This window comes from Brevundimonas mediterranea (assembly GCF_014196125.1).
GTDB lineage: Bacteria > Pseudomonadota > Alphaproteobacteria > Caulobacterales > Caulobacteraceae > Brevundimonas > Brevundimonas mediterranea.
Genome location: NZ_JACIDA010000002.1, coordinates 689787 through 710523 on the forward strand (window position 1 = coordinate 689787; position 20737 = coordinate 710523).

Sequence of the window (20737 nt, forward strand, 5' to 3'; positions counted from 1 at the left end):
CCGACTAGACTAAGCTTGGGTCGCCACCCAGTCGTCCACGATCCGCTCCAGCACCGACAGGGGCACGCCTCCGGCGGCCAGGGTCGTGTCGTGGAAGCCCTTGATATCGAACCGGTCGCCCAGACTCGACTTCGCCTTTTCGCGCAGACGCACCCATTCGGTATGTCCGACCTTGTAGCTGCAGGCCTGGCCGGGCCAGACGCAGTACCGCTCAATCTCGGTGGCAATGGCGCTTTCCTCGTCGCCGCCCGTGTCCACCATGTAGCGGATCGCCTGTTCCCGGCTCCAACGCTTGTGGTGCAACCCGGTGTCGGCCACCAGGCGCGAGGCGCGGAACAACAGGCTCTGCAGATAGCCCAATTCGCCGAACCGATCATCGGCGTAGACGCCCACCTCGTCGGCCAATTGCTCCGAATACAGCGCCCAGCCTTCGCCGTGCGCACTGAAGAACAGAGCCTTCGAGATCAAAGGCAGGCGGGTGTTTTCGATCGCAAGCGTGCCCTGGAGATGATGCCCCGGCAGCGCCTCATGATAGGCTAGGGTCGGCAGGCTGAAGCGCGGACATTCGGCCGTGTCGCGCAGATTTATGTAGAAGGCGCCCGGTCGCGACCCGTCCAGGCTGGGCGCTACGGCATAGCCGCCCGGCGCCCCGGCCTCGATGGCGGCGGGCACGCGACGGACCTCCACCCTCGCCTTCGGCAGCCGTCCGAAATACTGCGGAAGTCGCGCCTCCATGTCGGCGATCTGGGCGTTCAGATCCGCCAGAATCTGGGCCTTGCCCGCATCGGTGTTCGGATAGATCTGCGACGGCTGGCGGCCCAGGGCGGCCATTCGCCGGCCGACCGTCCCCTCGGTCATGCCTTCGGCCTTCAGCAGGGCGTCCATGCGCGAGAGAATGTCGCGCGACTGGTCCAGCCCCATCTGGTGGATGGTCTCGGGGTCGAGATCGGTGGTGGTCATCAGCCGCAGATTGGCGGCGTAATAGGCCTCGCCCTGAGGCCGGGCCCAGAGGCCCGCGTCGGTCGTGGCGCGAGGCCTCCAGGTTTCGAGCAGGGCGATCTGTCGCTCTAGCGCCGGATAGATCTCGTGCTCGACGATGACGGCGGCACGCTCCGACCAATCGCCGGCGATGCCCTTCTCCGCAGTGCGTCGGGCGATGCTGCGCGTCAGGCCCGCCTCGGCGGCGGTCGGCGCACGCAGGGCCCGCATCTGATCCAGCGCCTTGGCGACGATGAAGATCGGCGGAATCACGCCGCGATCCGCGTCCAGACCGCTGGCCTCGGTCTCCTGGTCCAGAACCTGTGCGAACGCCGAGAGGCGAGACAGATAGGCGTCTGCGTCGGCGGCGGTCTCGATCGAATGCTGGGTGTCGAGGAAATCCGGCGTCGCCTGATAGGCGCCGGTCAGCTGGGAGACTGTATAGGGCTGAAGCGGATAGACGCTGGGATCGACGAAGCCGAAATCGCCGTAGCCAAAGCCCTTGGCCGCATCCAGAGCCTCCGCCTGGAAACGAACCACTTCGAAACTGGCGGCGCTCTGGCCGGTCAGGCTCGAGCCGTCGATGGCGCGAATCTCGGCCAGCCAGGCCTCGTTCAGGGCGATCGCCCTGGCCCGGTCCTGAAGGCCTCGGCCCGCCAGGGCGGACTTCAGGCCGGCGCGGGGCCCTGTATCGAGGCCGAGATTGGTCGCCAGCTGCGGATTGATGTCGACGGCCTGCTCGCCGATCCGGGCGACCAGGGCGTCCGCCGCCGCCGTCTGGTCGCGCGCGAAGGCCGGCGCGGCGAATGCGGCGACGCCCGCAAGAGCTCCAGTCTGCAATAGTCGGCGACGGTCGATCATCTCTGCCTCCTCAGCCCTAGTGGCCTTAGGCTTGGGTCGCTACCCAGCCGTCCACGATCCGCTCCAGCACCGACAGGGGCACGCCTCCGGTGGCCAGGGCCGTGTCGTGGAAGCCCTTCAGGTCGAACTTGTCGCCCAGGCTGGTCCTGGCCTTCTCACGCAGGCGGACCCATTCGTTGTGGCCGACCTTGTAGGCGCAGGCCTGTCCCGGCCAGCCGCAATAGCGTTCGACCTCGGACACGGCCGCGCCTTCCTGGTCGCCATAAGCCTCCATCATGTACTGGATGCCCTGTTCGCGGCTCCAGCCCTTGGAATGGATGCCGGTGTCCACCACCAGACGGGCGGCGCGGAACATCAGCGACTGGACATAGCCGATCTGGCCCACCGGATCATTCTCATAGGCGCCCAGTTCGTCGGCCAGCTGTTCGGCGTACAGGCCCCAGCCCTCGACATAGCTGGAGAAGCCCAGCAGGTTCATCAGCTTGGGCGCCGCCGCGCTCTCCTGTTGCAGGCTGATCTGCAAATGGTGACCCGGTGTGGCCTCGTGATAGGTCAGGGTCGGCAGGGTCCAGGACGGCCATTCCGCCGTGTCCTTCAGATTGATCCAGTAGATGCCCGGCCGGGTCCCATCCAGGCTGGGCGAGTTGTAATAGCCCATCGGGGCGCCGGCCTCGATCTCGGGCGGGACGCGCTTGATCTGGACCGAGGCCTTGGGCAGGCGGCCGAAGGCGCCGGGCAGGCGAGCCTGCATGTCCGCCATCTGCTCGTTCAGCTTTTCGATCAGCTCGGCCTTGCCCGCGTCAGTGTTGGGATAGACGTATTTTGGATCCTGACCCAGGGCGCGGATCCGTTCGGCCACCGATCCTTGCGTCAGGCCCTGGGCCTTCAGCAGGCCGTCGGCGCGTGCCGTCAGCTCGGCCATCTGGGCGCGGCCGGTCCGGTGAATCTCGTCGGCCGTCAGCCGGGTGGTGGTGATGAAGCGCAGGCTGTTGGCGTAATACTGCTGGCCCTGGGGCAGGCGGCGCACCGAAGCCTCGTGGCCGGCGCGGGGCAGGGCGGCCTTCAGCAGGGCGTTCTGGGCCGACAGGGCGGGATAGACCCGCTGGCTCAGCAAGGTCTCGACCTGGGCGCCCCAGTCGCCGGTCAGTCCCTTGGCCCGCGCCCGATCCGCCACCGAGGCGACCAGGGGCGAGGCGGCGGCGTTCGTGGCCAATATGCCGTCCTGCTGGGCGATGGCCTTGGCCAGGATGAAGTCCGGCGGAATGACGCCCAGGGCGTACTCCTCACGCAAACGGTCCGTCTCGGCGCTCAGCACGTCGGCGAAGGCGTTGACGCGGGCCACATAGGCGTCGGCGTCGGCGGCGGTCTCGATCGTGTGCTGGTTGGCCAGGAAGTCGGGCGTCGACTGATAGGCGCCGCCCTGCTGGCTGACCCGGTAGGGGTTGGGCCAGCCGCCCTGGCCATAGGGGATGGCGAAGGTGGCGATCACCCCGTCCAGATTGTCGGCGATGGTGTCGAAATAGATGCCGTCCTGGGCGTCCATGGACGCGCGGTCCATGGCGCTCAGGGCGGCGCGCTGGGCCTTGGTGAAGGCCCGGAACTTTTCTTCGTTCTCCAGGGTCGGCGCGGTCAGCTGGGACTTGGCGGCGGTGCGCGGACCCTTGTCCAGACCGAAGGCGGTGACGGCCTCGGGGCTCAGGTCCAGGGTCTGTTCGAAGGTCTGGTCCATGAAGCCGGCCAGGGCGGCCTTGGCTGCGGCGGCGTCGCCGGCCGGGGCGGTTCCGGCAAAGACCTGCCCCCCTGCGGCGGCCAGGCCCGCCCCGGCTGCGGCGGACAGAAGAAGGCGGCGACGGTCGATCATGGAAGGCCCCTGCGAAGATGTCGGCCGCAATGGAGCGCCGAGAGCCCCAGGCCGCAAGTGAAATTGCGGATAGGTAGGCCGCTTCCTTCTCCCATAGGGATAAGGCCATATCTCTAAATATCTAGAGTTACACAGTATTTTTTGCTATAATGTTGCTACACGTTGTATGCACGTCACGGCAGATCAATGACTTAGCGCCGCGATGTGCACGAAATCTGCACGACGATCGAGGCTGTCATGGCGTTTGTCACGGACAAGGAAGAACTGAAACCCGGCCTGGTCATCTTCCGGCGCGGCGACTTGCAGACCCGGGATTGGTACTGCCGCGTCAGGCTGCCGAAGGCGACGCGCTACAAGACCATAGCCCTGAAAACGCCAGATATCACGACGGCGCGAACTCTGGCCTATGATCACGAGAGCGAAGTCCGCTTTGCGCTGAAACGCAATCTGCCGGTGTTCAACCGCCCGTTCTCCGCCGTGGCTAAGGATTACATCGCGGAACAGAAACTGCGCGCGCAGCGCGGCGAGATCACGATGGGCCGGGTCAAGCTGATCGAGTCCGTCGTGAAGAACCAGCTTAACCCCTATGTCGGCAAGACCCAGATCGACCTGATCGCTCTGGACCGTTGGCAGAACTATCCGTCCTGGCGGCGGTCACTGGGTCAGGGACGGATGACCCGCCACGGCAATGTGCGTCCGATGACAGAGGCCGAGCGCGATGCCGCCAAGACCCTCGCCGACGCCAAGGCGAAGCAGAAAGCGCGCACGGTCGGCAACCAGACGACGGAGACACCGGCGCCAGAGAATACGGAGTGGATCATCGTCAGCGACGCGACGATCCGTTTCGAGATGAAGATCTACCGCGCCATCATCAATGACGCCGTTTCAAAACAGGAGGCCCCGGCTCATCACCGTATCGAAGGGATGCCGTCGCTCGAGAAGCAGCGCCGGGATGCGTTCTCGCTGGAAGAATATCGCAGGCTTCACACCCACGCCCGCACCAAATGGGTCGATGCTGCCGAGACCAAAACCGCCCGCTGGTATCGGGCCATGGTTTATCAATTCGTCCTCATCATGTGCAACACGGGCATGCGGCCTTCCGAGGCGCGCAACCTCCGTTGGCGCGACGTGATGGAGGCGACCGACAAGAACGGCCAGCCGGTCACCGTGTTATCCGTGCGAGGCAAGGGCAAGTCCCGCCAACTTGTCGCGCCGAGCGGAAACGTCGGCAAATACCTCGACCGTATCCGCGCCATAGCGGTGAGCACGGCGCCCGAGGCTCCTGTGTTCAGCAGTGCGACCGGCACGACGGAACGCACGCTCTACAAATCTTTCATCGCCGACCTTCTGAAAGACGCCAATCTGCGCGTCGGGCCCTCCGGCATTCTGCGCTCGACTTATTCGTTCCGGCACACCTATGCCACCATCCGCCTGACCGAAGGTGTCAGCGAACTGCTGCTGGCCGAGCAGATGGGAACGTCAGTGCAGATGATCCAGGAGCACTACGGCCATGTGGACACCATCAAACACGCCGACCTCGTTCTTCAAGGCATGAGCGACTGGGAGCCGAGGGAGCTGGCGACCCCGACAGACGACAAGCAAACCGTTAGGGTCAAACGGAACGCGCGTGCGAAGATCAACACCGAGCCGCGCAAGCCTCATTAATGTCCCGGCCTTCGCCGCCGAGGATCACGCGCCGAGTTCGGTGCGCCGCTGTGGCGAAGGGCTGGTCTGCGTCTCTGCCATACGTCCGATGCGCAGCCTGCGTCCTTGATCGGCCGTCTGGCTAAGCAGGCCGGTGGAGCAAGCCGCGTCGAGTTCGATGCGGCCCGCGGGCCTGCGTCTTCCGCCGCTATGCTCCCGCGCGCCGTGGCGCTCTTGGTGGGGGCTAAGCAAGGCTTTATACGTTGGGGATCGGCGATGTCGCGAATAGCCACTCTGACTCCGAGCGGACCCTTGAGGGTCTGCTTTCCGGCAGGCCTTGGGTGCCCACGCTTGCGGATGGGCAACTTCGAGCGAACAATACAACATTTGCGGGAAGCCGCAGGGCGTCGAGACGGTTCTGATCGAGTGCACCCGATCCTATCGCAGCTGGCGTTAGCCTCATGTCGGTCGACAGCTCAGCGAAAGCCCACTTCCTGGTAATACGGGAATAACCGCTGGCGCATTGAGGCGGCTGGTGTGGCCGAAAGGATCGCTGCGGTCGCCTTAATCGTCGTCCTCAAGGACATTCTCCTCGACCTCTGGGGCTTCTCCAGCCTGCAGGCTGGTCGGCCGCTGTCGGCTTAAGCCTGCGGTGTGCAGGGTCGCCCGGTTGCGGAGCCAAGCGTCATTGACCAAGTCCTGCCACTGGATGACTTCGATCTGACCGCGGTAGCGGCCCTTGAGGCTCCGGAGACGTCCTTGACCGTTCGCTGTGGTGTCCCAGCTTGAGAGCTGTTGCTCTAGATCGCCGACGATGTCGGCGACTATATAGCAGTGAAAGACGCAGTCATCAGCGACGCGAACCCGGGAGCGCCCGAAGGACTCGATTTCTCCGTCCTTCAACTGCGCCAGATAGCGGGTGATCTGCTGTTCAATCTGGTCCTCCGCCTTCCCATAAGTCTTGCGTCCCGGCTTCTTGAACTCGACGACCATCACCGTCCGAAGAGGCTCGGAGGTATCGACGGCGTCTTCTTGCGCGGGGTGCGTAACGCCTAGGCCATAGGCCAGATCCCACACCAGAAGGTCGGGCCGATCCGATGATCCACCTTGCGCGAGAACGGCGTCGAGACGCTTGTCTGACGAGAAAGCGCGCGTGAACGCCAGCCTCTCGTCCACAATCCAGAGATCATGTGCGCGACTCTTAGGTTCTGCGGGATCGTCGCCGCGGACGCCCATAGGGCAGATGAAGGAATGAAGCGTCCGCTCCAAATGGTAATCGTCTTCCTTCCCCTCTCTGGCCCGAATGCGGGTGATCAGTTTCTCTAAAAGTTCAAGCGCGAGTTTGCGGCGCACGACGTGCTGCGCCAACGCTAGTTGCTCAGAAGCCTGTATTTCGCGAGCCGCAGTTGCAACCGATGCATCGAAGTGGATCGGCGTCTCTCCCAGGTCGAGGGAGTCGATCAAATTCTGGAGTGTAATCTGCCGGCTCTCCTCCCGCCGGATTTGATACTTGATCAGGCCCGACGCGAAGTCCTCAGCGCTAGCCGCATGAAACGGTACCCGGCCGAGTTGGGTCGCATCGTCGTCGAAACCGAAGGTCGGGTATCGTTCAACGAAGCTTTCGTAGCGCTTCTTACGCTTGGCGACATATGCCTTGACCTGATCGGGCAGCATACGGTCTCGCACCACGTCCATGCAGGCGCGACTGATTTCCTTGAGCGTGCGCTCAGGCAGATTGAACGCCGTGCGCCCTTCGTTGACGCGCAGATCAAGGTATTCGCCGGACACGCAGCCATGAAAGACAAGGTCGGTTTCGTCGCCGCGCGAGAGAGTTTCAATTCCGAGCAGATTGTCGACCTTTCGGGTCTCGACGGTGCGGCTATTGGCCAAGAGATGGAGCTGATGGCGGCCTTCAAGGCCGGTGCTGGCTTCGGCGCGACAGGTGAACCCTGTGATCTTCAGCGCGCCGAAGACCTCATGCTTGAACTCGGCGTCGATGGGCCGCCCGACGGTTAAGTCCGACACGGCTTGAGGATAGGTTGTCGGCTCGCCATCCAAGTCAATCAGGATCGAGGGCCCCGATCCCATAAGAAAATCGGCGATGAAGTGTGCGCTGAAGTAGCGGAGAAAGGTGTCTCGGCGCTTTGGAAACGCGTCGGCGTACTCCTTGGTGCGCAGACCGCTGAAACGAATGCAGGTGCCCCGTTGGGCCCTCTCGGGTGCGGGTTCGTCCTCGATCCGAGAGACCACCTGCTCGGCGTTATTCAGTACAAAATCGAATTGACGAACCGATATGGAGTCGCCCGACGCGTAGGTACTCTCGAGCGAAATCTCGGAGAAGGCGTCGAGCCAGAAGAGACGGCCGACACCCTTGCCACCCTTGGCGCGCTTATAGTCGGTGTCGATCTCGCAGAAGGCCTCGTAGCGTTCCTTGTCTAGCCCCACACCGTCGTCCGCCACCAGGATTGAAATCCGATCCGGATCCGAGAGGTTGGTCACCGCGATCCGAACGCTGCCCCCGGCCACGTCATCACCGAAGCGGTCTTCGATCGCGAACATGGCGTTGCTCACTGCCTCGAAAAGAGGCTGCAATCCTTGGGTCGCGTTTGAGGGTTTCGGCAGCTTTCGAACGCGATTTTCGATATTTGGCGTCAGGGCGGGCAAGGCGGCTCCAGTCTTCGCCGATCAAGGTGCGAGTGGTTGTTCCTAACCCGAACGCCGCGAAAAGTACGGCTTCTAAGGCGTGGTGGTCTTGGCGATAGGAAGGCAGCGGCGACGGCGGTCAAGCGATGCTCGGTTCGTGGCCAAAGATCAAATAGACCGTTGGGTGTTCAACAGGCGGTCTCAAGCATCGAAAAAGCTGCACGGCATGTCAGGTCCGAGGTAGGCCAGCGGGTGGGTCGGCCCGAGCACATACTCCGGCCACTCGGCAGCGATCGCGTCGGCGGCGGTCGCCGCAATGTAGGGACCACGCCTGACGTTGTTTCGCGCCGCTTCAAGCCAGTCCTCTACGATCTCGATGACCACCGCCGAACCGAGGACCGCCGGAATCGTCAGGCGGAAGGCCTCGCCTGTGCCAAGTGCGATGTGGACGAGACGTTCGTGGTTCGCTTTCGTCCGCTCCAGTAAGCTGCGATAGTCGAAAATGCGTCGGTCACCCCCCATGAAGACCACGTCGTAGAGTCGCCCCGTCGCGCCGTCGACGGCCTCGGAGTCTTGTGCCCAAGGGCGACGTAGAAGGTTGACTACGACGTTGACGACCTCCGACTTGTCGACAAATCCGATCCTCGCCCACTGCCCCGGCTCGATCTCGCCCCATGGCAGCGGGTCATATCCGATGAAATGTCGAGTGACCTTGTCGCGGTCCGGCGGCAAGATGGGCAGAAGGTCGTTGTAGCTGGTGCAGAACGTCCAGAATCCGCGATCGAGGTCACGCAGGAACTGCAGAAGGCGAGAGTGATCGTCAGGGTGCCCCGCGCGAAAGTGAGCGATGCGGTGGCGTATCTGTTCGATTTCCTTAAGTTTGGTGTCCCAGAGCGGCTTCGGCGGCAGGTAAATGGCGAAGCACTCCCAGTGTGCGTCGATCAGACCCGCAAGCTGCCCGAGGGACGCATAACTGAGCGCGTTCATCTCCGGCGTCGGCATGTGTTTGAGGAATTTGTCCGCCTCGAACGATCGCGGGTTCGTTTTGAGCGACGCACGCCAGTCATCCCCAAGCAAAGCCCGCAACTCGACATAAATTATTGACCGCAGCCAAGTCTCGAATTGCCAAAGGCGCGCGTAAATCCGCAGTGCGCGTTCGGGAACGTCGCGAGCTTCTTCGATCAGAGTGGGTGGGGCTTGAGTCATGGCGCCTTTAATGTCTGTGAGTGCGGGCGAGCGGAGCTAGCTCTGGGGGGTTCATATTTGACGCTTACCGCTCAGGCCGCGCGTAGGTCGACCCCAACGGTTGGACGGGTCGGCTCGGCGATGGCCGACGCCATTCTCATCGCATGTGCGCCGCTGAGGCACACATGGCTCGACGGGACCCTCGCGAACGGCGAGACGTTTGCCTTCGGCCTTGGCTCGAAGCCGCTGCCAGACCCCACTGGGCGTCGAGCCTGACGATCGGCCTGACCTGCTTCATATCCCTCATGCTGGCTGCGCGACCGGCAGGGAAGAAGCGGTCATGGGGGAGCCGGGCGAGTCAATCGGCGGCGTTTGGCGCCGCCCTAGATCAGATCAGGAGTACCGTCTCGACCAGGCGGGGCCCTACTGCTGAAAAGGCGCTCCCCGCCGCTGTTCGGCCCGTCAACTTCTCAGGATGCGTTCCGCTTGCGATTCAGCCCATAAGGGCGACGGAGCGGCGAGATCCGCGAGAAATGGAGGGCGCTCGTGCCGACACTGGAATTCAAGGGCAAGCCCTTTGTCTATTCCCACCATCTGGCCGTGCCGTTTCGCGAACTCAGAGTGGTCGCGGACAAAAGCGCGCCCGGTCCCGTCGGGCCGGCGCTGGACGACAGTCTCGTCATCCATGGCGACAACCTGCATGCCCTGAAGGCCTTGCTGCCGCGGTATGCGGGGAAAGTCGACGTGATTTATATCGATCCGCCCTACAACACCGGCAAGGACGACTGGCGCTACAACGACCGGGTCGACTCGCCCCTGATGAACAGTTGGCTGGGGTCGCTGGTCAACAAGGAGGATATGGAGCGCCACGACAAATGGCTCTGCATGATGTGGCCGCGCCTGCACCTGCTATATGACCTACTGTCTCCCTCGGGCGTGCTGTTCGTCAGCATCGACGACAATGAGGCGGGCCCGCTCAAGGCGCTCCTCGGCGAGATTTTCGGCGAGGACAACTGGCTCGGGACGATCGTTTGGAAGAACGCGACCGACAACAATCCCACGCGGATCGCGATCGAGCACGAGTACGTTCACGTCTGGGCGCGCAGCAAGGAGGAGAGCGCGTCGGTCTGGAAGGCGCCGTTGTCGGACGTCAAGGACGTCATGCTCGCCAAGGGCGAGGAGCTCCTAGCGACCTTTAAGGGCGACGCCGACCTCTCGGCCGCCTATCGCGTCTGGCACAAGTCGGTGAAGAGCCAGCTCGGCCCGCTGGCCGGTTATGAGATGATCGACCGCAAGGGAATCTATGCGGCCAGCCGGAGCGTGCACAACCCGGGCAAGCAGGGGTACGACTGGGAGCTCCTGAACCCCCTCACCCAGACCTACGTCCCCAAGCCGTTGATGGGTTACCGCTTCCCCGAGGAGACACGGGATCAACTCCTCGCCGAAGACCGGATCATTTTTTCGGACGATCCAGGACAGCTCATCCGGCTGAAAACCTATCTCGAGACCTATCAGGAGAAGATGCCGTCCGTTGTCGAGATCGACGGGCGTCGGGGGGCCAATGAGCTCCGTCAGCTTTCGGCCGGGATGTCCGATCTGAAATTCAAGAACCCCAAGACCTTCACCCTGATCGAATGGCTGCTCTCCTATGTGGCCAAGCCGGACGCCCTGGTGCTGGACTCCTTCGCCGGGTCGGGCACGACGGCCCATGCTGTCCTCTCCCTAAACAAGGCCGACGGCGGCGATCGGCGGTTCATCCTCGTCGAGGCGGGCGACTATGCCGATGGTTTGACCGCTGAGCGCGTTCGGCGGACAATCAAGGGTGTGCCGGCCGCGTCGGACGCAGCGATCCGTGAGGGCCTCGGGGGCTCGTTCTCCTACTGCGAGCTCGGCGAAGAAATGAATATCGAGCGCTTCTTCGCCGGCGAGGGAGCCGAGCCGGGCTGGAGCCGCCTGGCGGAGTACGTCGCCTACACGGCGACAGGCGCAACCCTGAGCGTAGGGGAAGAAGGGGCTGACGGATACGCCGGGGCCGTCGCCGGCTTCCGTCTTCACCTGATCTATCGGCCTGATCAAACCTGGATGCGATCCAACGCCGCCATGCTGGACATGGCGACGGCAGAGCGGATCGCGGCGGCCGCCGAAGGGAAGCCCGTGCTGATCTTCGCGGCAGGCAAGTTCGTCGCCCAGAAGACGCTGAGCGCCATGGGCGTGACCTTCTGCCAGCTCCCCTATGCGATCCATCGTATTCTCGGAGACGGGACCGAGACGGGGCCAGCCGGCGATGCAGCTTAAGCAGTACCAGCTCGACACCCTCGAGGCGCTCGACCGCTACGTTCAGGCGCTCGCACAGGCTCGCGTGGCGGAGGCGAACCAGCGCGCAGCGCTCGAAGCCCTAGACGATGCGACGCGTGCGCCGCTCCTCGCCGTTCTCCCGGACCCCCCGGTTGTCGCCTGGGCCGCGCTCCAGCAGGCCGGGCAGACCGCTTCGCCCGACCCCTGGCGTGATCTTCCGGATGGTCACGGGCGCCAGACGCCGCACGTCTGCCTCGAATTGCCTACGGGGTCGGGCAAGACGCTGATTGCGGGGCACGCAGTCGGCCGCATCCTGTCCGGGCTGAACGGGGCGTCAACGGGCTTCGTCCTCTGGCTCGTCCCCTCGGACGCCATCTACCAGCAGACCCGGGCCCAGCTCCGGGATCGCGGCCATCCCATTCGCCAGGCGCTGGAGATCGCCAGCGGCGGCCGGCTGAAGCTGCTCGAAAAGGGATCGGACTTCTCGCGGGCGGATGTCGAGGACGGCCTGACCGTCATGCTTCTGATGCTTCAGTCCGCGCGGCTCCCGCGTGAGAACTCCGAACAGAAGGCGCTCAAGGTCTTCCGCGAAAGCGGACGCTACGCCAGCTTCTATCCGGAGGGAGACGACCTGACCGCCGCCCAGGCGCTGAAGGCGCGCGTTCCGAACCTCGAGACGCATGACCTGCTCAGCGGAGAGCCGGGGGCGATTGTCCAGAGCCTTGGCAATACGCTCAAGCTCATTCGCCCGGTCATCGTGCTCGATGAGGGTCATACGGCCTACAGCGTCGAACGGCGGCGCCTGCTAGGGCAGTTCAACCCGCGCTTTCTGGTCGAGCTGACGGCCACGCCGGGCCGCGAGCTGTCCAACATCCTGGTGAAGATCGGCGGGCAGCGGCTCCGCGACGCCGAGATGATCAAGCTGCCGATCGAGCTTGTCGCCGACAACCAGGTGCCGTGGCAGGACACCCTGCAGGCCGCCTTGGAGCAACGCGCCCGGCTCGAACGGCTTGCGTTGGATCATGAGGCGACGAGCGGTCGGTACATCCGGCCCATCATGCTGGTCCGCGTCGAGGTCACCGGCCGGGAACAGAGGGACAAGGGCCGCATCCATACCGAGGACGCCGTCGACGCCCTCATCGGGATGGGGGTGCCGCCGGAGTGGATTCGCCGGCAGACCGCCATCGACAAGGAACTGGACGACCAGCTGCTGTCCGACACCAGCCCGGTGCGTATCATCATCACCCGGGACGCGCTGCGTGAAGGTTGGGACTGCCCCTTCGCCTATGTCCTGACGCTCCTGACCAAGTCGCGGGCAAAGACCGCGCTGACGCAGATGATTGGGCGGGTGCTGCGACAGCCAGGCGCAAGGCGGACCGGCGTTCCGGAACTCGACAGCGCCTGGGTGTTCTGCACCGACACGACGGTCAAGGACGCCGTCGAGGGGGTGCGCAACGGTCTGAGTGAGGAAGGCATGGCCGACCTGAGGCTGCAGGTGCGCAGCCAAGGACTGGCCGAGGCCGAGACGCGGACCGTGGGGCGGCGCCCACAGTGGGCCGGCAGCCGGGTTCTCGTGCCCACGGTGACTCATGCTGACGACAAGGGCGGTGTGCGCCTCCTGGATTTCGATCGGGATATCCTGGCCGAAGTCGACTGGTCCGCACTTCTATATGAGGGCGGCGCGGATCTGGTCCTCGACGAGCCCGGCGCGCGAAGGGCGCGTCGATCCGTCGACTATACGAACGGTCAGCTCGCGGCCGGGGCCGCGTCGCCCACCCAGCGCTTGGCGGGCGAGATCGATCGACCCGATTTGGCCCGACGCCTCTTGGGATTGGTCCCTAACCCGTGGGTGGCGATGACCTTCGTCGATCAGGCGATCGCAGCGCTTCGGGGGCGCGGCCTCGGCGACGTCGAGATCGGCCGCGGACGGCTGGATATTGTTTCGTCTATCCGCGTCGAGCTGGGCGGGAAGGTCGAAGCGGCGGCCCGCGCCATCTTCATGACGAAGTTGGACGCGGGCATAATTGCATTCCGATTGACAGGGTCTGCGGTCGACTGGGAAATGCCGCTGACGTTTGAAACGTCCTTCCGTCCTCGCGTCGACAGGTGGCTGACTGATGACCACGGGGACAAGGTCGGCCGGACGCTCTTCGTCGACGGCGTGAAGGACGGCGAGCTCAACGGGTTCGAAACCGACGTCGCCCTCTATCTCGACGGCAAGGACGCTCTCGCCTGGTGGTGGCGCCTAACCTCGCGAGGCGCCTGGGGCTTGCAGGGTTGGCGGCGCAACAGGATCTATCCGGACTTCCTTGTTCGCTTCGCCGGCGACGGCAGGAATCTCATGGTCCTCGAGACCAAGGGCAAGCAGCTCGACAACGACGACACCCGGTTCAAGCGCGAGCTCATGGACGCGCTTCAAGCGGCCTATCGCCAACCGATAACCGGTGAAGTCGAACTATTTGACGAAGCGCCCGACTCTGTCCGGTTCACGATGTTGCTGCAGGACGAGGACTGGAAAACGAGTCTGGCTGGCGCTCTCGCGCCGTGAGCTGGCCAACCGCCGCGAGAAGTCAATCGCCGCAGCCGTGGCCGGCAGCATGAAGCCGATTGACCTGATCACATCGCGCCGGGTGCATCTGGCCCGGTTTTCTAATCGAAGTGGGGCCGAGGGAGAGCGCACCGCCGCCTTGATTCAGTCGGACTGGACCGAGCGCCCGCGTGGGGCCGCGCTCGCAGGGCTTCTCGCGGCGCTCAAGCGCGACGGCGTCATCCTCAAAGCCTCGAGTTTCGACGCGCTCGCGACCCCCTCTCCCTTGGACTACATTGATCAGGAGCGGCTGCGATCGCAGCTGGCCCTCACCACCTTCATTGAAATCAAGACGGCGAACCAGCCACGGGTCAAACCCGGTTTCGCGGGGTTCTTTTTTGCACTTACTGAGGCGGAGATCCAAGCCGCTAATCAGCTGGGAGAACGCCACCGGGTGGCGCTGTTCAACAAGCTGACCGGAGAGCTCTTGCTGACTTCCGTACCAGAGATCCTGTCGCGAAGCCGGTCGACGAACTGGCAGGTCTCGGTTCAGCTTTAGGCTGGAGACCGGTGGGGCTCCCCCAGTCGGCCTTCCCCGCTCACATTCGTTTCCGTGTGGAAAGATGGTAAACCAAGTCGATCGCCTGGCTGTTGAGACGCAGGGGGTCGCCTGTCTCCAGCGGTGGGCCTACCGGCTGAAGGACGACAAGCGGGAGGCTAGCTTCCAGATGGCCGGCGACGCCATCCATTTCTCGTCGCATCGCGCGAAGCGCCAACGGTCGTTGCGCTTCTGCTGACCGTACTAGCTCTTGCTCGACTTCGACCTCTGGTTGAGATAGCCGTAATAGACGCGCGAGGGGGCCATATGTATCTACACTCTTACCGTCTCAAGAACTACCGACGGCTACGCGACGTCCGCGTTGAGCTCGCACCGGATATCTCGATTTTCGTTGGAGCAAACAACAGCGGGAAGACATCCGCCACGCAAGCCATCATCATGTTCTTGTCAGGTGCGAAGGACCGTTTTTCACTTTTTGACTTCAGCTCCAACACGTGGAGAGAGCTGAATGTTCTCGAGGAAGGTAACCCTGCTGAAGACACAAACGCCGTCATCCCGGCGATCAGCTTGGACCTTTGGTTTGAGGTAACCGAATCGGATCTGTATCTGGCCATCCCAATCCTCCCGAGCACCGCGTGGGCGGGCAACATGGTCGGAGTCCGCGTCGAACTCGCCGCCAAAAATGGCGGCGAACTCCTCCAACGCTATCGCCAGCAGAAGCAGACAGCACTCGCACATGCAGCCGCGCTACCGGAAAGCAGCGGTAACTATGTGCCGTGGCCCAAGTCGCTCACGGACTACTTGGAGAAGGAGCTCCATAGCGAGTTCGAGCTCCGTTATTCGGTCCTTGACCGTGCACAGTTCAACGACGAGTTGGTCGCCAACGAAGGCTATGAGCCAGCACTCATCGCCGGTGAATTGAGCGGCGCAGCTGTCCTAAAATCACTTGTCCGCGTCGATTGTCTCAACGCTCAGCGCCACCTCGCGGACCCCTCGTCGCGCACCGAAGGAAGTGCTGGCAGATCGGAAGACCTGTCACGCCGCCTGAGCCGATTTTATCAGCGAAATTTAGAGCAGCGCGAAGAAGACCACTCCGCCCTCGCCGCCCTCTTCGCGTCAGAGGTCGGACTGAACCAGCACCTGATGGATGTCTTCGCGCCGACGCTCGAACGGATAGCGACCCTTGGATATCCGGGCCTGAATAATCCACGTCTGGAGATCAAGTCTGCGCTGAACCCCGCGTCGGTCATGAGCCAGGACGCGCGCATCCATTACATTCTTGGCGATGGTGACGATGCCACGCGACTTCCGGATACTTACAATGGCTTGGGCTTCAAGAACCTCATCTACATGGTTGTGGAGATCCTCGACCTCCAAGCGAAATGGGTGGCGGAGGAAGAGAAACGCCCCCCTCTGCACCTGATTTTTATTGAGGAGCCGGAAGCGCACCTCCATGCCCAGCTGCAGCAAGTCTTTGTGCGAAATGTCCTCAGCCTATTGAGCCTGCCTGGCGAGATCGAGGGCGCGTTCGCCAGCCAAGTAGTCGTCACAACTCACTCCCCGCATGTGCTCTACGAGCGCGGCTTCGCACCAATCCGCTACTTCCGCCGGCACGTGGTCGATCAAGAGCAGACGACCCAGGTGTTGAACCTCTCCGCGTTCCAGCCCGGCGACGCTCCCAAGGACCGCGACTTTCTCCAGCGCTATTTGAAACTGACGCACTGCGATTTGTTTTTCGCCGACGCTGCGATCTTGGTGGAGGGCAACGTCGAACGCCTTCTCATGCCGCTGATGATCGAGAAGGAAGCCACCGGCTTGCGTTCGGCCGCCCTTTCGATCTTGGAGGTTGGCGGTGCATTCGGTCATCGGTTCAAGGAGCTCATTGAGTTCTTGGGCATCACCACGTTGATCGTAACCGACATCGACAGCGTAACCGCTGCGGCAGACCCGACCGTGACCGAAGAGGATGATTCCGAAGACGAAGAGGAAATCGAATTCGAGGTTCCTGCGGATCAGGCCGCCGATCCGGCGGTCAAGCGGTATGGCAAAGCCTGCCTGCCCAGCACGGCCGGTGCCGAAACGTCAAATCAGACCCTCATTCAGTGGCTGCCGAAGAGGCGCACCATTGCGGAGCTTCTCGCCGCAACGGCGGATGAAAAGACGGCCGATCTAATCGGCTCAGAGCCCTCCAAGGTAATGGTCACCTATCAGACGGCAACCGACGTCACCTGGGGCGGTCAGACGACGTCGTTCTGTGGTCGTACGCTTGAAGAGGCCTTTGGTCTTGAGAACGCCGCGTGGTGCCAAGCGGCTGAACAGAAACCTGTGGGTCTCAAACTTCGGAAGGCAGCCGTTGACCCGATGGCGCTTGCTCTAGGCCTGCACAAGCGTGTGGGCGGAAAGGGCTTCGACAAAACTAAGTTCGCACTCCAGGTCCTCGCTGCAAACAAGGATGCTTGGGTGTCGCCGGGTTACATTCGAGCCGGGCTCCTATGGCTCGCGGAGCAGGTCGATCTGGAGGTCGAGCAGGAGGCGGATGCCATCGTCGAGGCGGCCGAGGCGGTCGACGGAGCTCCGCATGAGTAGCAGTCGCGCGAACAAGCCCGACACTGCGGCAGACCTTGAACTCGCCACATGCCTATTGGGAGCGGAACTGCGTTGCTTCGTGATGGTCGCTGGCGCGGGTTCCGGCAAAACGACCTCGTTGGTGAAGGCGCTTGCGACCACAGTCGCCACCCACGGCAAAACGCTAAAACTGCGACGCCAACGCATCGCGTGCATCACCTACACGGAGGTCGCGGCCGGGGAAATTTGGGCCGATGTTGGGAATAATCCGCTGGTTCACGTCTCGACGATCCATAGCTTCCTCTGGTCGATCACGCGCTCATTTCAGCGGGACATTAAAGCCTGGGTTCTGCGCCGCATCGGTGAAAGGATCGACGACCTGACTGCGACGGCGGCCGGCTACGGCCCGCGCGTTCAGCAGCGCACCCGCGACAAAAACCAGCGTGACATCGCGCGGTACGAGGCGGCGACTGCCGAGGTGCAAAGCGTGAAAAACTTCACCTACGGCACTGGCAGTGACTACCCAAAAGGCATTCTCGGGCACGACGACATCATTCATATGGCGACGGACCTTATGCGCGAGCGCCCACTTTTTCGGACGTTGGTAGCGCAGCAGTTTCCGTTCGTTTTCGTCGATGAAAGTCAGGACACTCAAGAGGCTGTTGTAGAAGCCTTGAAGGCTGTCGCAGCCCAAGCTGGCAACCGCTTCTGCCTTGGCTTCTTCGGTGACCCGATGCAGCAGATCTATCCCACCGGAATCGGGCCGATCACGCTGGAGAATGGCTGGCTACTGATTGAGAAGGAGGAGAATTTCCGTTGCCCGCGCACCGTGCTTAACGTTGCGAACGCCATTCGACGTGATGGTGATGACCTGGTCCAGATTGGAGGGCGGAGTGCGGAAGTCGACGGCGTCCGTGCGGTCGTTGAAGGTTCGGCTCGCATCTTTGTTCTTCCGGCCGATGGGCGGCGAAACGAACGTCTTGCAGCGGTGCGAGGCTTCGTAGCGCGCGAGGACCAGAACCCAGCCTGGGCAGACGGACCCGATGCTGACTTCAAAATGCTCGTGATCGTCCATCGCATGGCAGCCGATCGCCTAGGCTTCGGCGCGCTGTACGCCGCGATGAATGATAAAGCGCCAAGCGCGTTCAAAGACGGATTTCTCGACGCTTCAGCTTGGCCGATCCGACCATTCGAGAGCTTCGTCCTTCCACTTACTGAGGCGTTGGAAGCCGGCGACGAGTTTGCGGCGATGTCGCTGCTGCGGAAGCAGTGTCCATTGCTTGAGAAAGACAGTCTTCCGAAGGCCGGCGTGGCTGCGCTTCTGGCCAAGCTCCGAACAGCGAGCGCGCATTTACAAGCACAAATGCAGGCCGGATCTGGGGCGTCTGTTGGTGACGTCTTCACCCATCTACGGGACGCACGGCTTCTCACACTCGATCCACGCCTCTTGGCATTTCTGGATGATCGCGCCCCAGCGCAGCCACAGGCTGCTGAGGGCGACGAGGATGAGGAAGATGGCGGTCGCGAGATCGCAGCGATGGACGCTCTCCTCCGATGTGCTGCCTCTGAGTTTCGAGGCTATCGCGGGTACATTCAGCAGCTCTCGCCCTTCTCAACGCAGCAAGGCATCAAAGGTGCGGAGTTCGAACGAGTGCTAGTCGTGCTCGATGACGATGAGGGTACGCACGTTCAGTTCTCGTACGACAAGTACTTCGGCGTGAAGGCTCCCTCGGCCCGCGATCTGGAAAACATGCGTGAAGGCAAGCCAACATCCGTCGATCGCACTCGACGACTTTTCTACGTGTGTTGCACACGGGCTCTGACCGACCTCATCGTCGTGTATTTCGCGCCCTCGACGGCGGACGCGGAACGTCAGGTCAGAGCTTCCGGCATCTTCCCAGATGCGGCCGTTTACGACGGAGCAGCCTTGGCTTAGCGCTAACGCGGTTAGGACGCTTTGAACAGGATCTCCCTTCACAGCGCAGTCCGCTCACGGCTTCAGTTTGGCGAGCGTTATGACAACGGTCCGGACGCGATCAACCCAGCTCGCTTCCGTCGCCTTCGGCTGGCGTGCAGCTCCACTCCATGGCGTTTCCACAGCGGCAAATGTCCGCTTCCAGTACACTGTTCAACGACCGCTCCTGGCGCATTATAGGCCTTAGGCGTAGAGCGGCGGTCGGTAATCGCCGCTTTGGCGACGAGCACGTTAGGTGCGCTTGGCTCTAGGAGCCGCCTCTGGTGGCTGGAACCAAGCCTATGCGTCCAAGGCTTCCACAATCTGATCAACACTCACGATCGCCAGTCGTTGGAACATATGGCGAACTCGGCTATGGTCTGGATACGGATTCGTGTTGGCCATTTCGGCCGAAGGACAATCGGTTGGCCAGAGACGTCAGGGAGATCGCAAACGCCGTCCTCGACGTGGCTGAGGCGAACGGCTTGGTCCTTTCCAACCTGCCCCTGAACAAGATCATCTACTTCGCGCATGCTTGGTATCTGGCCCAGTACAATGAGGCGTTGGTGGACTCCGCGTTCGAGGCTTGGCAGCACGGTCCAGTCCATCCGCAGGTTTACCGCCAGCTTCGGACCTACGGCGACAAGCCGATCAAAGGGCGTCTGACCCGCATTGACCTGACGACTGGACAGGACGTGCCGGTGGAGGTCGGGCTGAGCGATCAGGAGCGCCAGCACGTAGAACAGATGACAAAGTTCTACGGGACCAAATCTGCGTTCTGGCTTGTCCAGAAGACCCACGAACCGGGAGCGCCGTGGGACCAGGTGTGGACGGCGGCGGAGGGTCGCCCGATGCCCGGAATGGTCATCCCGGACTCGATGACCGAATCATATTACCGCGATATCTTAAGGAGGCGTGTGTAACCGCTGATGGCCGATCTGCGCAGAACCCCATCCGTCCAACACGCCGTGGCGCTGATCAGGCCCACGATCGAGGCAACCGTCTTTGAGATGGAGAAGCTCGATCTCGCGCAGATACCGTTCTCGCTCGATCCCGGCCGCAGACTGTTCAAGCCACTGATGGAAGGTCAGTCCCTTGAATGGGCCCTGGGCCAAGTCGCGGCTGACAAGCACCAGAAGAACATCGCGCCGAACAAGGGGCTGGTGACGGCGTTCGCGCCCTATGCCGCCGAGAAGAAGGTGCCGTGGTTCCGCGAATGCGAACGCTACCTATTCCCCATCGGCAGCGGCGTATCTATCCCGGTGCGGCCGTCGGGGTTCTGGGTTGAAGACGGTCGTCTGCGGGTGCTCTGGGCGCAGTGCTGGAAGGGCCGGACGCTCGACCCAACCCAGCGCGCCATCTTTAATACGATCCTGCGTCAGACCTTCTTCGTCGGCGACTTCAAAGACGCGGCGATGGAGTGGGTTGACTTGCGGGAACAGACTCCGCGTGCCGGGCGCGAGGTTCAGGTCATCAACGGTGGTGATCTGGGAACCGTGTCGGCGGCGGAACTGGAGGACGCCCTGCGCATCCTGCTCGCGGCCTTCGAGATTCACAGCGAGCGGAAGGCCGAGCGCAAGGCGACGGAGAAGGCCAAGCGCAAGCCCAAGGATCGAGGTCCCGATCTGTTCGACCCGTCTGGCGGCATCACCGAGTAAGTATGAT

General features: G+C 62.7%; 12 protein-coding genes. 8 read left to right on the forward strand and 4 right to left on the reverse strand.

Going from position 1 to position 20737, the window contains the following annotated elements; all coding sequences use genetic code 11:
* Positions 1–9: 9 nt before the first annotated feature.
* Together GGR11_RS12220 and GGR11_RS12225 are read right to left on the reverse strand one after the other, a co-directional pair.
* Entirely contained in the window at positions 10–1839 is a 1830-nt protein-coding gene (locus GGR11_RS12220) for a DUF885 domain-containing protein (RefSeq protein ID WP_183197369.1), read from the reverse strand.
* A 25-nt stretch (positions 1840–1864) separates the two neighbouring features.
* A complete protein-coding gene (locus GGR11_RS12225) occupies positions 1865–3700 on the reverse strand; it encodes a DUF885 domain-containing protein (RefSeq protein WP_183197371.1) in 1836 nt (611 codons plus the stop codon).
* Positions 3701–3937: 237 nt separating this feature from the next.
* Here GGR11_RS12225 and GGR11_RS16660 point away from each other — a divergent pair, with 237 nt between their 5' ends.
* Positions 3938–5365, forward strand: coding sequence for a tyrosine-type recombinase/integrase (locus tag GGR11_RS16660; RefSeq protein WP_221205251.1), 1428 nt, complete (start codon positions 3938–3940; stop codon positions 5363–5365).
* A gap of 543 nt (positions 5366–5908) precedes the next feature.
* Here the strand turns inward: GGR11_RS16660 and GGR11_RS12235 are convergent.
* Both GGR11_RS12235 and GGR11_RS12240 read right to left on the reverse strand, forming a co-directional pair.
* The gene (locus GGR11_RS12235; protein WP_183197373.1) at positions 5909–8008 is read right to left on the reverse strand and encodes an ATP-binding protein; all 2100 of its coding nucleotides are present in this window, start codon (positions 8006–8008) and stop codon (positions 5909–5911) included.
* A gap of 180 nt (positions 8009–8188) precedes the next feature.
* Entirely contained in the window at positions 8189–9193 is a 1005-nt protein-coding gene (locus tag GGR11_RS12240; RefSeq protein WP_183197375.1) for a hypothetical protein, read from the reverse strand.
* A 525-nt stretch (positions 9194–9718) separates the two neighbouring features.
* On the opposite strand from GGR11_RS12240, the gene GGR11_RS12245 reads away from it, so the two are divergent.
* The 7 genes from GGR11_RS12245 (at position 9719) to GGR11_RS12275 (ending at position 20730) form a co-directional block, all read left to right on the forward strand.
* Positions 9719–11467, forward strand: coding sequence for a DNA methyltransferase (locus GGR11_RS12245; RefSeq protein ID WP_183197377.1), 1749 nt, complete (start codon positions 9719–9721; stop codon positions 11465–11467).
* Positions 11457–14015 (forward strand): DEAD/DEAH box helicase, encoded by a 2559-nt coding sequence (locus GGR11_RS12250; RefSeq protein WP_183197379.1) that lies wholly within the window; start codon positions 11457–11459, stop codon positions 14013–14015. The genes GGR11_RS12245 and GGR11_RS12250 overlap by 11 nt, the downstream gene beginning before the upstream one ends.
* Before the next feature lie 49 nt (positions 14016–14064).
* A complete protein-coding gene (locus GGR11_RS12255) occupies positions 14065–14553 on the forward strand; it encodes a hypothetical protein (RefSeq protein WP_183197382.1) in 489 nt (162 codons plus the stop codon).
* A gap of 306 nt (positions 14554–14859) precedes the next feature.
* Complete coding sequence (locus tag GGR11_RS12260; protein ID WP_183197384.1) at positions 14860–17139, forward strand: ATP-dependent nuclease; 2280 nt, start codon at positions 14860–14862, stop codon at positions 17137–17139.
* On the forward strand, positions 17132–19054 hold the full coding sequence (locus tag GGR11_RS12265; RefSeq protein ID WP_183197386.1) for a UvrD-helicase domain-containing protein: 1923 nt from the start codon (positions 17132–17134) through the stop codon (positions 19052–19054). Before GGR11_RS12260 ends, GGR11_RS12265 begins: the two co-directional genes overlap by 8 nt.
* Before the next feature lie 443 nt (positions 19055–19497).
* Positions 19498–19995 carry a Panacea domain-containing protein gene (locus GGR11_RS12270; RefSeq protein ID WP_183197388.1) on the forward strand — a complete coding sequence of 166 codons (498 nt, stop codon included), beginning with the start codon at positions 19498–19500 and terminating at the stop codon, positions 19993–19995.
* A 6-nt stretch (positions 19996–20001) separates the two neighbouring features.
* Positions 20002–20730 (forward strand): hypothetical protein, encoded by a 729-nt coding sequence (locus tag GGR11_RS12275; protein WP_183197390.1) that lies wholly within the window; start codon positions 20002–20004, stop codon positions 20728–20730.
* The last annotated feature ends 7 nt before the right edge of the window (positions 20731–20737 follow it).

Coding starts and splice junctions, on each gene's coding strand:
- GGR11_RS12220 (WP_183197369.1), bottom strand. CDS start 1,839: ATGATCGACCGTCGCCGACTATTGCAGACTGGAGCTCTTGCGGGCGTC.
- GGR11_RS12225 (WP_183197371.1), bottom strand. CDS start 3,700: ATGATCGACCGTCGCCGCCTTCTTCTGTCCGCCGCAGCCGGGGCGGGC.
- GGR11_RS16660 (WP_221205251.1), top strand. CDS start 3,938: ATGGCGTTTGTCACGGACAAGGAAGAACTGAAACCCGGCCTGGTCATC.
- GGR11_RS12240 (WP_183197375.1), bottom strand. CDS start 9,193: ATGACTCAAGCCCCACCCACTCTGATCGAAGAAGCTCGCGACGTTCCC.
- GGR11_RS12250 (WP_183197379.1), top strand. CDS start 11,457: ATGCAGCTTAAGCAGTACCAGCTCGACACCCTCGAGGCGCTCGACCGC.
- GGR11_RS12255 (WP_183197382.1), top strand. CDS start 14,065: ATGAAGCCGATTGACCTGATCACATCGCGCCGGGTGCATCTGGCCCGG.
- GGR11_RS12260 (WP_183197384.1), top strand. CDS start 14,860: ATGTATCTACACTCTTACCGTCTCAAGAACTACCGACGGCTACGCGAC.
- GGR11_RS12265 (WP_183197386.1), top strand. CDS start 17,132: ATGAGTAGCAGTCGCGCGAACAAGCCCGACACTGCGGCAGACCTTGAA.
- GGR11_RS12275 (WP_183197390.1), top strand. CDS start 20,002: ATGGCCGATCTGCGCAGAACCCCATCCGTCCAACACGCCGTGGCGCTG.